This is a genomic window from Paenibacillus sp. AGC31 (assembly GCF_057334655.1).
The window spans coordinates 220,496-236,924 of sequence record NZ_JBHFJH010000028.1 but is presented as its reverse complement, the minus strand read 5'-3'; the positions used below and the strand labels follow the sequence as shown (position 1 = coordinate 236,924).

The following is a 16,429-nucleotide window of genomic DNA, read 5'->3' as shown; positions in this document are numbered from 1 at the left end:
ACACCTAATCAAAACAGCCGCTGATTTGGATGTGAAACTCCAGATCGAACGGCTGTTTTTGGATGATTAGTATTATTTCATTATTAATTAATAGGTTACATAACCTCCGTAGATCACGGTCCATGTATAACCTGTTTGACCATCAACTGATTGAAGTTGAAACTACTCTTTCATTTTAAGTTTTAATAGATAAGTTGAGAGGATTCAACCGTTCGTTTACCTGCCCACACGTCTTGCACGTAGCGTCCTTCGGCCTGAAGCTGAATGAGCCAGTCTTTCGCTTGCTGCATCGTTGCTCCCTGCACCTCCTGATATGCTTGCTGCAAAGTCTCTTCTACCGCAGGAGCCATCTGGCTTCCATCCCCGCATACGTAGAGTTTTCCTTTGTTCGTCAGCATGTGAATTAACTGTTCGGAATTCTCTTTCATTAGATGCTGTACATACGTTTTGGGCTTGCCCTCCGCACGAGAAAAAGCAGTGTGTAGCTTAACGATCCCTTCCCTTTCGTATTGCTCAAGCTCCTGACGATATATGAAATCTGAATCATTCCTGCACCCAAAGAACAAATGCGCTTCACTCAGTGGCAAACCTCTCTGTTTCATGATAGCTCTCGCCTGGAGGAAACCTCTGAACGGTGCAACCCCCGTCCCTGGTCCCACCATGATCATGGGTATGTCAGCCTCTTTCGGCAAACAAAATTCGGATTCCGGCGTACGTACAAACATCAGAATACGTTCTCCGGATGGACAACCGGCGAGATACGATGAAGCAACTCCCTGGTATTCGCCTTTGCCACTCCATGCAGGCTCTCTTACTACCGATACGGTTATGCTCGCTTGCTCGGAAATCAGGCTTGGCGAGCTGGATATTGAATAATACCTGGGCTTGAGCGGTGGCAATAGTTCAAGGAACCTTTCGAATGGCAGTTCACACGCCTCATACTTTTCTAGCAGGTCCAACATGGTGATTCGATTGGCAAGAATATCATCCCTGTAGCTGTTTTCGTCCAACATGCCTTCCAGTTCACGCTTATGAGGTGGACATACCGTATGATTAGCTAACTCCTGCAACTGTGTTCTGGAAACTGGTGTCTGCAATTCCACACAGTGAGTGAGTAACTCATGAATCTTGACGGGTCTGTTCAGTGGAAGGTGTGTAAGATGGCTGACGTCCGAAGTTAGTTGGATCGGAATATCCCCACGTAGTCCGAACCGACTGAGTACCCGATCCACATTCTGCTTCTGATTGCCAGGCAACACGCCGAGATGGTCGCCTTCTCTATAACTCATGCCTTCAGGCAGTAACACTTCGATGTGACGCGTGCTTCTTCCACTTCCCAGCGCCTGAAGCTCTTTATTGACTACAACCGTGGCATAGCTGGCATCATAAGTTCGTGCAAGTGGCATATCCGTTTTCTCGCGGACAAACTCCATGTGAAGTCTGCTTGTGCTTGGTATGGATACCTTTACCATTTCCTCGTTGATCCCCAAAGCATTCACCACCTGAGGCCACAACATATGTTGCCACGCCTCGACTTGTTTCTCCATGTCACCTCCGGCATCGGCTTCACCGCGGGATAACAGTCTTTTACCTCCCCATTCTTCAAGCTTCTCATCTATCCATCGAGGAATGCTCTGGTACGTCCCGGACCAACTCCGATCTCCACAACCCAGAACGGCATAGTTTACATCCCGTGCTTCCTCTGACTCTGTTCCCTTTAACCAGTCTACAAATGCCGTAGCATTTTGCGGAGGTTTACCGTTATACGAAGCAGTGACGATGAGAACGACACCTTTGTGGGGAATGCGACCAACCCACTCATTCAGAGTGGCTGCTTCACTTGGGATTCCATAAGAACGGCCTTTCTCCGCAAGCTCTCGGGCAATGCCTTCAGCCGTTCCCAGATTGGAACCATATAACACCAGGAGCGAAGGTTTACCATCTGCTTCAACGGCCAGGATTTCTCCCCTCTGGCTGTCACTTGTTATATTTTTATGAACAACAGGAGCAGGTTTCTCTTCCACAGATCTGGTAGACTTATTCGTCTTTTGTGACACTTCGCGCGCTTTCACCTGGATCCGGAAGTCTCCCGGCTTCAATGTCAGTGTCTGTTTAACATCCAACTCATAGTTGCTATAATCGATCAGCTCAAAATGTTTAAGGACCATGCCAAGCACAAGTGTTGCTTCATATAAAGCAAACTGCATGCCGATACACGCTCTCTCCCCATTACCAAAAGGTTTATACGCATGATGAGGCACTTTCGCCGTATCTTCAAATCGCTCCGGACGGAAAAGCTCCGCATCCTCTCCCCATGCCTCTCTATCACGGTGTAGCTGGGGCAGAAGAATACTGCAACTTTCCCCTTTCTTCAAGGGATATTTGCCACCTATGACGGTGTCTTCTTTGGCATATACATCAAATCCCGGGGCTGTTGGCCAGAGACGAAGCGATTCACTAAGAATCATGCGTATATAGGAAAGCTGAAGAACTTCCTCGTACTGTGGTGAGTCACTGACCAATATCTGATCCACCTCGTCATACGCCTTTTGAAGCGATTCCGGATTTTTCAGTAGAAAGTAAAGAGCAAAAGATAATAAACCACTCGTAGTTTCATGTCCGGCAATGAGAAACGTAATAATCTGATAACGGATGTTCTCATCATCCAGCATTTCTCCAGTCTCCGGATCTTTACCATTCAACATACGTGCGAGCAAGTCGACCTCTTCGGGTGCTGAACTCGCTTTACGTTCCTCTATAATCTGATCTACCAGAGAGAACATCGTCTGAATATCCTCTTGGAACTGTCGTTTGGTTTTGACCATAAGCAGATTCTGAATTTTCAAACGTGAACTCTTTTGCATTGCTTCATTTAATGCCCGAACCATGCTTTCAATAAAAGGACTGTGGTCCTGTCTGTAAAAACTGTTAAATCGATAATTGAATCCACATAGTCCAATGGTATCCAACGTCAGCCGTGTCATATCGTCCGCAACATCAATCGTATCGTTGGAATTGAGGCGTGCCCATTTGTTGATCAATTGTTCGGCAATATCAACCATCATGGGATGATAACCTTTCATGGCCTGTTTGCTGAAGGTGGGAAGCAGAATGTTATGGGCCTTTTTCCAATTGGGCTCCGATGTTCTGCTTGTAAATAAACCATCGCCGCCAAAGGCACGTACATTATCGAGTTCATTGTATACAAACTTGTCAAACCGGGACACATCGCACAACTCAGCCACAAGATCTGGCCCAGATACGATTAAACCGGTATAACCGGGAACGGTAACTCGGTATATTGGTCCATGCTGTTCAGCCAGCACCCCTAGCGACAACGTTGGTTTATTTTTATCAATCAAAGGCAGATTGCCAAGTGGTCCATACATTTTTGGCTGTGGAATGTAAGCTGCATCACTCATGATGATCACCTCTTATCTGTACGCCGTGAAGCAAGGTATTCGTTAGCCATATGATGGCTGTTCTGCTTTCATTCATAAGTGATCTCTCCTTTGAAAATTTTATAAATGATAGCAATATATATCATTTGATAATACAATAAACCATAATAAATTTAATATCAAATTTTCTTCCGGCTGGGAACTTTCACTTGAACCGTTCAACGTTTAAGTTGAATAACAACAAATAGAGGATTGCATATGCAATCCCCTACTGTATGAACCAATGACGCTTTGATTCTATGAAGCTTTTTAATTTATTCTAATGTTGACTTGGCTCATCCCAGTTCTCGAAATTCAATTCATTATTAATGCTTACCGCAGACAATGCCCCCAGAGACGCAGCCGTGATTGCCTGATATATCTCGGATGCTGCATCACCAGCACTGTATACACCCGCTACAGATGTTTTGCCGGAAGCATCAACGATAACCGTTCCCAACTCTGAAATTTCACAACCGATGGCCTTTGGCAGTTCTGATCCGGTAAACAGTTTCGGTTGGAAGAAAACCCCTGTGCATGGAATCGCAGTACCGTCCTGTAGTACAACTTGCTGTACCATCCCTTCTTCAGAGTCAATGGATTGAATCGGTGCATCGAATACAGTAACATGATGCTGCTTCAGCTCTTCACGGTGCTCATCGGTTAAGGAATCTGATCCATTCGTACAGATCGTATAACGTTCTGTCCAGCCGGATATGACTTTTGCCATATGTAATGCGTTAACTCCATTAACGATGATGACCAGCGATTGGTCTCTTAACTCCCATCCATCACAATATGGACACACAAACGCACTTTTACCGTAAACCTCTGTTAATCCGTTAATATCCAAGGGAAGGTCTTTCTTACCTACCGCAAACAAAATCTTTTTCGTGCGATAACTTGCCCCTTGTGTAGTTTTAACTACAAAATCACCATCGCTACCTGTTATCGCTGTTGCTGTATCGGATGCAAATTGAACTGAAGGATACGCTGCAATCTGTTCTTTGGCAGCTTTCCGGAATTCACGTGGACTTGCCCCATCTCTTGTCACAAACCCATGAGTCTCCCTTGTAACCCAGTTACGCGGTGTCTCATCATCAATGACCACAACGTTCTTGCGGGCCCTGCCAAGTACTAGGGCTGCATTAAGCCCCGCTGGTCCTCCACCAATAATAAGTACATCCAAGAGTTGATCCATATTACTCATAATATTCACCCTTTCCAGATATTTAATATCTCTAATTTAGTTTTAAAAATAACCTCCGCTTTCTCTTAAGAAAGTAATATCGGAGATTTACAAGAACACACTCTAACAAAACAAAACCATTAAAGATATCTTATATCTACAATAAACAAAACCTAACCATTTTGCAACATATATCTTTAACTCCCTTCTTCAATCCAGCCTGTGTGAGTTGAATAAAAGATTATTTACACTTACACTACAATGACAGAGCAAACTTTGAATCACTGTTATACCCGGATTTTTAGATTTTCTCCTGTAACACAGAAATAATTATTTAACAATTAAAAAAAACCTTGTTTTTAAATTGTTCACAATCAAATGACATTATTTTAAATACTAAAACGTTAATTAAATCACATAGTGTATTGAATGGTATAATAGCGACATAATATATAAGTATAGATATAGGAAGTGAGTTCTTGAAAACATTGAACAATGGTTCACAGACCAATATCAGCCTGGAGTATAGCTCGATTCCGAAAGTTTTCTTCGATACGATCAAAATCGGAATCATCAAGTCCAACCTGATCGCCATGTTTGCGGGTTTAAGTTTGGCTTTATATGTATTTGATGCTTCAATCTTAGCTAATATTGTACCAATCATCCTTTCCTTTATTGGGTCTTCTCTCATTATTGGAGCTGCAGGGGTGTTTAACAACTTGTATGATCGTGATATTGATGCGATCATGGAACGTACGAAGAAACGTCCTACCGTTACGGGACGCGTAGATACCAAGTCGGGTCTGATTCTCGGTATTGCAATCACCATCATCGGGGGCATCATGTTGTACATCGCTTCCCCATCCGCTGCTGTATTTGGTATTTTGGGTCTGTTGCTTTACGTGTTCCCTTACACGATGTGGACCAAACGTACAACGATCTACAACACGGAAGTGGGAAGTCTTTCGGGTGCTGTGCCTCCACTCATCGGTTGGGCAGCCATTTCACCTGAACTGGGTCATTTCGAGATCTGGGCATTGGTTGTTACGATGCTCTTATGGCAAATGCCTCACTTCTATGGGATTGCGATTCGCCGTTTTGACGAATACAAGGCTGCTGGTGTTCCCATGCTGCCCGTTGTTAAAGGCATCAGACGGACATACATTCAGACAAATGTGTATCTGGTACTGTTACTGATCTCCAGCTTTTTATTCTGGCCGATGAGTCCATTTGTCGCTATTGTGGCATTTCTGGTTAGCTTGGCCTGGCTCATTCTTAGTGTGGCTACCTTTGATAAGAAAGAAACAGAGAAATGGTCCAAACGGATGTTTATCTTCTCCATTAACCATATCACTATTATCTTCCTGGTCATCATTGCGTATTCCTTGATTGCTCAAATGATGAGATAAAAATATTACATCGTTACACTCGTTATAACAATAAAAAGCCTTACAGACCGTACTCTTCAATGAGTTGTCTGTAAGGCTTTTTTTGCTTTCTTATTATCTTTTCTAAATTTTCAAAGCTACCCGACTTTCGCGGGGGTTTGCTCCCCTTGCCACAGCAGCTGCATCTCTTCATTGGTGGCAAGCAATTCGGCCAAACTTCCCTCAGCTTCAATGCGTCCATCTTTCATCACGATAATGTGATCTGCTTTGGAAAGTGCTGCCCTGCGGTGAGAAACTGCGATGCAGGTGACATCCGGCTCTTGGAACAGCCCTTCCCATACTTGTTGTTCTGTCTCCACATCCAGTGCACTGGACAGGTCATCAAAGATAAAGAGGTCCGCCTCCGTCATTAACATGCGTCCTGTGGCCGCGCGCTGAATCTGCCCGCCTGACAGCATCACCCCTCTTGGACCAACCGGGGTCTCAAGCCCCTGATCCAGATGTTTGATATCCTTCTCCATCACAGCCAGACGAATGGCTTTTTCAAGGGCTTGCTCAGTGTTCCCCTGTTTGCCCTGGACGATATTTTCTTTCAACGTATCACTAAACAGTCTTGGCACTTGCGGGGTATACGCAGCTCTAGGCGGCATCAGGAACGTGGCTGGATCAACAGCTGCTCCATTCCAGTGAATGTCCCCTTTTTGCTTGGGTAACAGTCCAAGAAGTGTGCGTACAAGTGTTGATTTACCTGACCCGATCCTTCCCGTAATAACAAGAAATTGTCCACGTTTCAGACGGAAACTGATCTCTTCTATGCCATTTGCAGAATTCGGATATTGATAAGTCAGCTTATTCACCTCAAGAGATTGCAACTTCTCCTTAGGGTCCCTCTGTTCACTTACAAGCTCCGGCGGATCTTCATACAGATAGATTTCCCTCGAATCCATGATCTGGTCTTCTTCCCCCGGGCGGAATAGCTTACGCATACGATCATAGGATACCTTGAGCCTTTTGTGCTGAAACACCATATAACCAAACAGTGAGATGCTAAATCCGATATTGGCCAGATAACTGGTGAATAAGGCAAAATCACCTACGCTAAAGTTCCCTGCTTTCATCTCAGCTGCACACATCAGTAGAATCAATCCGGTACAGATACTTAGAACATGCTGATTCATCGATCTCATCCACTGCTTGAACAGATTGTCTCGAAGTGCAGCCTGGCGACGATCTTCATTCAACTGGTTGAAACGTGAAGAGACATGCTCTTCGGCCTGACCCAGTTTCAGGGCTTGCACTGCTCCAAACGTTTCCGCAATAAAACTGGTAATTCGCCCAGTCGCTTCACGATTAACCTGTGCATACTTCCGAGCCCGATTCCCGGACAGGTTGTTGAGTAAGGTCACGACCACCAATGGCAGCACAGCAACCAATGTGATCTGCCAATTAATGTTCGCCATAATGACGATGGACACAACAGCAAATACAAGTCGTCCCCAGAAGTCCACCCATGATTCTACATACTCGACGACTTCATCGACATCATCCCGAAAGCGACTCATCGCCTCTCCTGGTGAAGCCGGAAGATTACGCCCAGGCCAGCGCATGATCGCTGCGAGCATGTTGGTTCGCAAAATCGCCTGAACATGATACAGATACGTAACCCATGCATAGAAGGCTACAAAAAATGTGCCCACCCGTGCCATTCGGACCAAAGCAATAAAGATAAGCGGCACAGCAAGCCACATGTAGTCATTGGACCCCACTGTTGTGCGATCAAAAAACCATTGCATTCCAATACCAATGGCTAGCGGTAAGGAGTGAAATATACACCATAACAATCCATTGATTACAAATAACAAAGGCCTGAATCGAAACAAACGGCCTATAAATCCTGCTACAGTCATGCCAATTCCTCCTCTCGGCCTGTAATCAGCAGTCTGGCATAGTGAGATGCCGGGTTACTGGCAAGTTCTTCTCTCGCTCCAAATTCCAGTACCTTCCCATCACCTAGCACCATAATCCGGTCCACTTTCTCCAGCGTAGCCAGTCGGTGAGCAATGATGACTCCTGTGGATTGTTTCATTAACTGGTCAATTGCAGATTGCAGCATACTTTCGGTCGCAGCATCCAGACGTGACGAAGGCTCATCCAGAATAACCAGACTCGGTTCGGTCAGGAATACGCGGGTTAAGGCAAATAACTGTGCTTCCCCTGCGGACAATGAAGCCCCACCTGCTGCCAGATACGTATCAAGCCCTTCTGGTTGTGAATTAATCCATTGGCTAAGTCCAAGGCGATCCGTCGTCTCCTTGATCATCTGATCCGATACATCCTCATTGAACAGGGTCAGATTGTCACGCAGCGTGCCATCAAACAATTGCACGTCCTGTGTCACCATGCCAACGCGGCGATAAAGCGCTTGTAATGAAAGCTTTGTGATATCCGTTCCACCTACACGGATCGTGCCCCGATCCAGATTATACAGCCGGAGAAGAACACGACTAAGACTCGATTTGCCGCTACCTGTGCGACCGATGATTCCCAGACGTTCACCAGGCTTAATAGCAAAATTAATGTCCTGCAATACCGGTTTATCCTGGTTATAACTGAAGTGCACCTGACTGAATTCCAATCCAAGCGGTCCTTCCGGCAATTGCTCCTCTGTGCCCTCTTCAATCACACTATACATAGACAACAGCTCTCTGGAGCGCAGCATGCCTGATTTTGCTTTTTGAAACTCCTGTACCTGATCTCCAAGCATCTCAATCGGATCATTCAGCATCTGTGTATATTGGTAGATCAGAAATAATGTTCCGATACTAATTAGACCTTCCATATAATAATGCACACCCAGCAAAAGCACCGCAGTGACCGCCAGAGCAAACAAAACTACAGTGGTATTCCACGGAATAACCCGCAGCAGCCAGGCTTTTCTTCCCTTACGGAATACCGTGCGCATTGTGCGGTAAAAACGGTTCATCACATACGGCACATGACCATTTGCTTGCACATCTTCAATCCCGGCAATGCGTTCTTCAATTAATCCGAACAGGGAAGCACTGGCCGCCCGCTCATTTTTGGAAGAGTCAACTCCCAGATTCCGTATGAACACCATGAACAGGATCGATAACAATGTAAACACGGTCATAACCAAAGCAATGGGCACATTGACACTGAACATGAAACCGAGAATTCCGGCCAGCAGTACAAAACTCCCGATCACTTGCACAATGAACATCGCGAAAAAATTGGAGATACTCGTTACATCACCATCCACACGTTCAATCATCTCTCCAGGTGTTTTCACATTATGAAAACGCATATCAAGACGCAGGCAGTGCTTCAGCAGATCTCCGCGCAGTTGATTCGTGGCCCGCCAGGCCACGTCGTTCCCCAAATAACTGACCGCTACCGTGATGAGTTGATTAAACACGGCAACAACCAGAAATATTCCTGCGAGCTGAACAAGATTGGTGAGGACTCCCCCACTTGCTGCTGTATCGATAAAACGTTTGATAATCTGTGGATTCAAGAGCTGAAGCCCCGTTGATGTGAGCAACATGATTAAAAGTAAGGCCAGCCGTCCTTTAACTGGTTTTAGATAACGCAGCAGCCATGACATGGAGATTTTCTCTGTTTTGGGCACAGGTCCCACCTCTTTATCGGTTTATTTATATCAAATGAAATAAAGAACATTACACTGTAACTATGATGACAGAATAACCTTTCGATCGCAGTTACCCCCACTAGGATGAGTCATACATAATGACATTAAAATCGGGATTTCCCGCCCATAATTGATATGTAGAACATATATTGACCATTGTACATTCTCCTTTTTAACAAGTTAGTTTTTTATAAAATAACGCTCCAAACGCTCCTTTCCATGTGAACGAATTGGGTGGAATGCATGCAAAAAAGCCATAGATGAACTAATGTTCATCTACAGCTTGTAGCCAAAAGAGATCGAATGAAATGCAAAGCATTTCCCGTATCTCCTCTGCATCGCAATAATGATGAGCGTCCACGACAGAGGTGCACAAACATGACTGTCCCAACGCGATCATGCAAAAAAATTGGATTAATGTCACTATGCTCATGCGTATTCAGTTATCGATTCGAAATCTGTATAGGCATAAACATAATCATCATCCCACCCGTTTCACATATTTGTTGTTTATTGTATTCGCTGGACTAACATCCGTCAAGATAATTTTAACTGAATTGTTATTTAATTCATGTCATTAATCTTTTCTATTCTCGCTACATACTTACTGATGTGGACTCGGTTTGCTTCTCTCTAACAACAAGACGTCTATGTGCGATCAGAAGAAAAGGTACTCCCAGGGCAGTCGTCAGTGCAATCGGTAGAAAGACAGCGAGCCCATTCTCCGCTCCAAATTGACTTAATAACACCCCTCCCATGACAGGAGCAATGACACTACCGATATTATTGAATCCGATGGTACCGAAATACGTCCCTTTCCATTCCGGCTTCGCAATCCGGTCAATGAGCATATCCATCATGGTGAACAACAACACTTCCCCAATGGTAAATAGTATGACACTCATCATCATCATGAGTACACCTTCAGCGATTCCAACCATCATCAGACTGGTTGCCACCAGCAGGTTACCCACAATCAGAGGGACAAGCGGTGGGAAGTTTCGGAAGGTTCGCACAAGAGGATACTGAATAATCAGTACCGTCACGGCATTCAGGGAAAGCATGTACGAGAACATCTGACTTCCATTCTCAAAGATCGGACTCCTTGCCAAGTACTGTGCCAACGTGGAACTGAAATGCCCGTAACCCAGCACACAAAATGTGGTACCGATTAATACCGGCAGAAATACCCGGTCGCGACCAGTGGTCATGAGTGCTTCACGCAAACGTGGGGCGGTAGCCTGGTGACGCTCCGGCAGATTGGCATGCTGTAGCTTGAATTGCAGAAATAATACAAGTCCATAGGCTATGTATACCAAGCCGGAGATCACAAACGGAAACGTCGATTCAGATGATCCCAGCTGAAATCCGATAATTGGCCCAAAGACCACGCCGAGATTAATTGCAGCATATCTGAGGTTGAACACCAGCAATTTGTTCTCCGGAGAAGTAATATCCGATAACAGTGCTCTGGAGGTGGGCTCAAATACTGCACGGCATAATCCGTTTAACGTATTGGCAACAAAGAACACCCATAGATGCTCTGCTGCTGAAAAAATGAAAAACACACCTGCCCAGCTAAATACCGAGATTAACATCACAATTTTGCGACCGATCCGGTCCGAAATATAACCTCCATAAAAGCTGACCATGACACCTGCCAGCGAGCTAACGGCCACAGTAATACCGGTCTGGGTCGGTGTAGCATCTAGCACACGTGTCAGATAGATGGATAGAAACGGGATACTCATTGACGTTACAAGACGTCCAAACATGGTTCCGATAATAATTGTCCATGCCAAGGGGTGAATTTGTCTTAAATATTGCTTCATGCGAACTTCTCCTATTCTTTCTAGATGCTTCAATGCGGGGTGATTTAACAGCCTCTTCTAATGAGTGTTCAAAAAGTCCGGTTTTCAGTACCGAGAAGATGGGATGAAGCTAGAAATGGAGTAGCGGAGCGTAGGGAAAACTACGTGAGCAACGGACATTTCGGCTGAATTCCATATTCGATGCTGATGATGCCTTTAGGCATCTTTCGTAATCAAAAGCGGACTTTTTGAACTACATCTTCTAATGTATAATTGTAAGGATAAAAGGGGGAAAGAAAAGTGTAAACATATGATCACACTTTTCACCTTTAATAGAGGAGTCATGGCCATGGATACCCTACATACACACTTTATAAGGCTCGCAGGTGCCGAACAACTTTCATTCAAACTTCATGAACCTGTAGCGGTAACGATTGATAGCCTGTCCGCTGCCTTGTGCTGCACCCCTCGTAATGTGAAATTCATTCTTAGAAAATTGGAGGAACAAGGCTTTATCCATTGGCAGCCCGGGCGTGGTCGTGGACATCATTCGGCGTTAACGATGCTGCGTAGCATGAATGAAGCGCTGGAAGCGAGTTTTACCGAACTTTTAGGTAAAGGCAAAATGAAAGATGCCATTGAACTCATTGGAACTGTTCAGGTGGATGATACATTGCGAGAACAGCTCATGCTTTCCCTCCATCAACAGATGGGATTTCATAGCCACGATGAAACTGCCTCTGGTCAGGATATTCTGCGCATCATGAGGTCACGCCAGTTAGGTGATTTGGACCCAGCCTTTGTGTATACTGCATTTGAAACCTACCTATTAAGCCAGGTCTGTAATACGTTGATCACTTATGATGCCAAGACGGAATCATTCCTGCCAGCACTGGCTCACATGTGGGAGTGCAGCGAGGACCATCGCTTATGGACCTTCTATCTCCGAAAAGGTGTGCGTTTCCACAACGGCCGTGTCATGACGTCCCGGGATGTGCAAGCGACGTTGCAACGATTGATTGATGTACATAGTCCGTCCATCTGGTTATATCGGGATATCGAACGTGCAGAAGTAGCTGGTGATTACTGCATCAAGTTTGTTCTCCATCGTCCTAATCGATTCTTCTTGCATCTGTTCAGTTGTATTCGGATGACAATCCTGCCCTATGATTACAATGTAACCAATACATTAATTGGTACCGGTCCTTTTCTGATCTCTGAGCTGAATGAGGATGTGCTGGAGCTTACTGCTTTTGATGCTTACTACGGCATCCGGCCACATCTGGATCAAGTCCATTTCTGGTTTGTGCCTGACCTGAGTCCGAATGATCGCTATTATGAGCTACCGGGGACAGATCGATTGAGTCTCGCAACAGGCTGTGATCAGACGAACAGTATCAATTATCCGGCGCTGGGTTGTCAGTATATGCTGTTCAATTTTCACAAGGAAGGCATCCATCATCATCCCTCATTTCGACAAGCCCTGCGTATCGTCTATGATGCGGTCGCGCTTGTCCGAGATCTCGGCGGGAATCGGATCACACCGGCCAGCAGCTTTCTGCCGTGGAAAAGTGCAGCCCAAGACTGGACCGTTGCCTCTCTTGAGCATGCTCGTGAATTGCTGCATAACTGTGGGTACCAGGGTGAGACGGTAACATTATCGTATAAACATAATAAGGATGCAGACGTTGCGGAGTGGTTCCAGTGTCGGGCAGAGTCCATCGGTCTGAACATCAGCATGCAGGCCGTTGTGGATTATTTCAACTCAGAGGAAACCACAAACGCGCAATTGATCCTCGCTGAAGAGATCCTGGAGGAAGATTGGCAGTACGGCATGATTCACTTTTTCAAAAACCTGTCCAACCATTTTCATATGTGTATGTCTCCTGTATTCCAGTCTCAATTGGATGACAAACTGGATCATTTCGCAACGCTTCATCGGGCAGACCGTACTGCGCTGCTGGATGAAGCTGAAACCTTGCTACGTGATCACTGCTGGATCTTGCATGGCTGTCACATGAACAAGCAGGCCGAACTGGATCAGAGCATCTTCGGCATGCAGGTAGCAGAATTCGGTTATCTGGACATCTCCAAATTGTGGATCAAAAATCCTTAGAGATTTGTGCATAAAAAAGCTGCTAGCCTATTTATATAAGCTAGCAGCTTTTTGCTCATGAATCCATTTTAGCGCGCTCAGAGGTTATTTTTGATGTAATAGGTCTCCAATGCTTGCATAATGGACTCAATTTTTATCGGTTTGCTGACATACGCATCCATGCCTGCCTTCAAGCAGTTTTCCATGTCTCCTCTTACGGCATTTGCAGTCACCGCAATAATATATGGACAATCCTCAGAGGACTTTAATTCTTTAATCATTTTTGTCGCTTCGAATCCATCCAGTCTTGGCATATGCACATCCATGAAGACAATATCGTATGCATTGTGTTTGACCGCCTCAACCGCCTCAACACCGTCCACGACATGATCCACAACATGTCCTTTTTTCTCGATTATTCTGCTAAGGACGAGTTGGTTCACTTCATTGTCTTCTGCAATTAAAATCCGCAAAGCGGATGTTCTGTTCTTTTTCTGTTGTTGATCTAACCTGTTGCCCTCTTCACCGTTCGTTAATTTAAAGCGTGCAGTAAATACAAATATTGTACCCGGTTCATCCGATTCCTCGATCCAGATATCTCCCTGCATAAGCTCCACCAATTTTTTGCTAATGGCAAGGCCAAGACCCGTGCCCTGAGGTTTGCGAGTCATGAAATTCTCCAGTTGGTAGAATGGCTCAAATAATTGTTGTTTTCTCTCAACCGGAATCCCAATACCCGAATCCTTCACTTTAAAATAAAGCTGTACGGTATTGCCACACTTCTCCTTAATGCCAACGTCAATTTCAACGCCGCCCTCTGAAGTGAACTTAACCGCGTTGCCAATGATATTGGTAAGTACCTGTTTAAGACGGTAAGCATCACCATACACAGGAGTCGGAATGGCGTCATCTACGCACATACGAACATCCAACTTCTTTTCGCGAGCCAGTGGTTTTACGATTTGCACGGTCTCTGTGACGATTTCTGCGAGATCAAAAGGATCATCTACCAGATCGGTTTTGCCTGACTCAATTTTGGAAAAATCAAGAATATCATTAATGATGGCGAGTAAGGAATCTCCGCTCTTCTGGATGATTTCGATATATTCCTTCTGTTCCCCGCTAAGACCAGGGGTATCCAGAAGCAAATCCGTCATCCCAATTACACCGTTCATTGGTGTACGAATTTCATGACTCATCATCGCAAGAAACTCACTCTTGGCCTTATTCATTCTCTCGGCTGTCTCTTTGGCAACTAGCAGCTTCTTCTGCTCCGTAATATCCTTTGCAATCAAGTAGTACCCGACATTAGAGTTATTAATAATGATCGGAGCAAGCGTAGCCAAGACTTCTGTCTCGGTTCCATCCGTATGACGAACAGCATTGATTTCCTTTTCGGCCAACTCATTATTACTGCGCAGGATCAGACCGAGATTACTCGCCCCAATAAATCTGCTTATGCTTGTATCGATCATTTCAGCCACGGGACAACCCGTCAGTTTCACCGCTACTGGATTCGCATTCATAATATTACCATCCATGTTAAACGAGATAATGGCGTCATGATTATATTTCTTAAGTGAAGTGTATCGCTCCACAGATTCCTGCAATTTAAATTCAATACGTTTACGTTCAGTGATATCCTGTAGTGTTCCGTTCAGCTGAACTGGTTGCTGATATTCATCGAGCGTGATCAGCCCGCGTAAGTGAAGATACTTCTCACTTCCATCAGAGCTACTGTGCTTGTATTCAAAATCAAGCGGTTTTCCTTGTTTTACCCATTCCATTTGTTCTTGTAAAGAAGCTATGTCTGCAGCATTCATAACTTTAAAAACATCATTTGCACAGTATGATTTACGGGTGCGCTCAAGCTCAAAAATCTCAAAAATCTGATCGGAAAGCGCGATCTGGTCTTTGACCATATCCCACTCCCAACTGCCAATTAAAGCGATGCGTTCAGCCTCTGCACTGATGTCTTTATGTTTTTTTCGTTCGGATACATCTCGTCCAATCGAAAGAATCTGCTGTCCATGCTCAGCATCACCAAAGACCTTGTATGTGGTCTCGAACCACAGATAATGTCCCTCTTTATGACGGACCCTGATATTCAACAGATTTCCTTTAGTCAAGTCCATCTGTGAGATCCGTTCCACATCTTGTGGGTGAAAATATGCATCATTATTTTGACCAATTACTTCTTCTGGCGAATAACCCAACAAACGTTGGACTGAGGGAGAGCAGAATCGACAAACGCCCTCCTGATCTGCAATATAGATGATCTCCTGAGCATGATCTGTAATAAGTTTGAACATCTCTTCACTATGCAGAAGTTTTTGTTCAGACATTTTGCGGTCAGTTATGTCAACAATATGGCAAATGAAGTAAAGAGGTTCATCCGTAATTTCGCTACGAACTAATGAAACATGCAACGAAATCCATAAGATGTTACCATTTTTATGGATATAACGCTTTTCATATTGATACTCTTTCGATTTACCTTCGAATAGCTCGCAATTATAGATCACATCTTGTGGTGAATCATCCGGATGCGTAATATCCTGGTAGGTGAGCTTCGTTAATTCCTCATACGTATAACCCAGCATACAGCAAAATGCGGGATTCACTTTTCTCCATTCTCCTGTCGGAGCAACGAGTGCAATTCCAATAGGTGCTTGGTTGTATATCTGCTCGAACAATTCGTGATGGTCGACCTTTTGAACCTGCATTGTAAACTCTCCTTTTGGCATATAAACTCATGTTATAAATAGTCGAAAGTTAATTTTAATTGGAAGGAAGTTGTTCCACAAAGGATCGGTTTGTTTTAAAACCACAATAC

Annotated in this window: 8 protein-coding genes; 2 read left to right on the top strand and 6 right to left on the bottom strand. The window is 44.7% G+C overall.

Annotated features, from left to right (window positions below; all coding sequences use genetic code 11):
* Nucleotides 1-182 precede the first annotated feature (182 nt).
* On the bottom strand, nucleotides 183-3,422 hold the full coding sequence (locus tag ACE04G_RS15350) for a bifunctional cytochrome P450/NADPH--P450 reductase (RefSeq protein WP_339184753.1): 3,240 nt from the start codon (nucleotides 3,420-3,422) through the stop codon (nucleotides 183-185).
* A gap of 298 nt (nucleotides 3,423-3,720) precedes the next feature.
* Complete coding sequence (locus ACE04G_RS15345; RefSeq protein WP_339185392.1) at nucleotides 3,721-4,641, bottom strand: NAD(P)/FAD-dependent oxidoreductase; 921 nt, start codon at nucleotides 4,639-4,641, stop codon at nucleotides 3,721-3,723.
* A 467-nt stretch (nucleotides 4,642-5,108) separates the two neighbouring features.
* Here ACE04G_RS15345 and cyoE point away from each other — a divergent pair, with 467 nt between their 5' ends.
* Nucleotides 5,109-6,038 carry a heme o synthase gene (gene cyoE, locus ACE04G_RS15340; RefSeq protein ID WP_036608378.1) on the top strand — a complete coding sequence of 310 codons (930 nt, stop codon included), beginning with the start codon at nucleotides 5,109-5,111 and terminating at the stop codon, nucleotides 6,036-6,038.
* 116 nt (nucleotides 6,039-6,154) lie between these two features.
* On the opposite strand, the gene ACE04G_RS15335 is transcribed toward cyoE, so the two are convergent.
* The 3 genes from ACE04G_RS15335 to ACE04G_RS15325 all read right to left on the bottom strand — a co-directional run bounded on the left by ACE04G_RS15335 (nucleotide 6,155) and on the right by ACE04G_RS15325 (nucleotide 11,519).
* A complete protein-coding gene (locus ACE04G_RS15335) occupies nucleotides 6,155-7,924 on the bottom strand; it encodes an ABC transporter ATP-binding protein (protein ID WP_339184750.1) in 1,770 nt (589 codons plus the stop codon).
* A complete protein-coding gene (locus ACE04G_RS15330; protein ID WP_339184748.1) occupies nucleotides 7,921-9,666 on the bottom strand; it encodes an ABC transporter ATP-binding protein in 1,746 nt (581 codons plus the stop codon). Before ACE04G_RS15330 ends, ACE04G_RS15335 begins: the two co-directional genes overlap by 4 nt.
* A 617-nt stretch (nucleotides 9,667-10,283) precedes the next feature.
* Nucleotides 10,284-11,519 carry an MDR family MFS transporter gene (locus ACE04G_RS15325; protein ID WP_339184745.1) on the bottom strand — a complete coding sequence of 412 codons (1,236 nt, stop codon included), beginning with the start codon at nucleotides 11,517-11,519 and terminating at the stop codon, nucleotides 10,284-10,286.
* Between the two features lie 328 nt (nucleotides 11,520-11,847).
* On the opposite strand from ACE04G_RS15325, the gene ACE04G_RS15320 reads away from it, so the two are divergent.
* Nucleotides 11,848-13,614, top strand: coding sequence for an ABC transporter substrate-binding protein (locus ACE04G_RS15320; protein ID WP_339184743.1), 1,767 nt, complete (start codon nucleotides 11,848-11,850; stop codon nucleotides 13,612-13,614).
* A 77-nt stretch (nucleotides 13,615-13,691) separates the two neighbouring features.
* Here ACE04G_RS15320 and ACE04G_RS15315 read toward each other — a convergent pair whose 3' ends face one another.
* A complete protein-coding gene (locus ACE04G_RS15315) occupies nucleotides 13,692-16,319 on the bottom strand; it encodes a PAS domain S-box protein (RefSeq protein ID WP_221819521.1) in 2,628 nt (875 codons plus the stop codon).
* Between the last annotated feature and the right edge of the window lie 110 nt (nucleotides 16,320-16,429).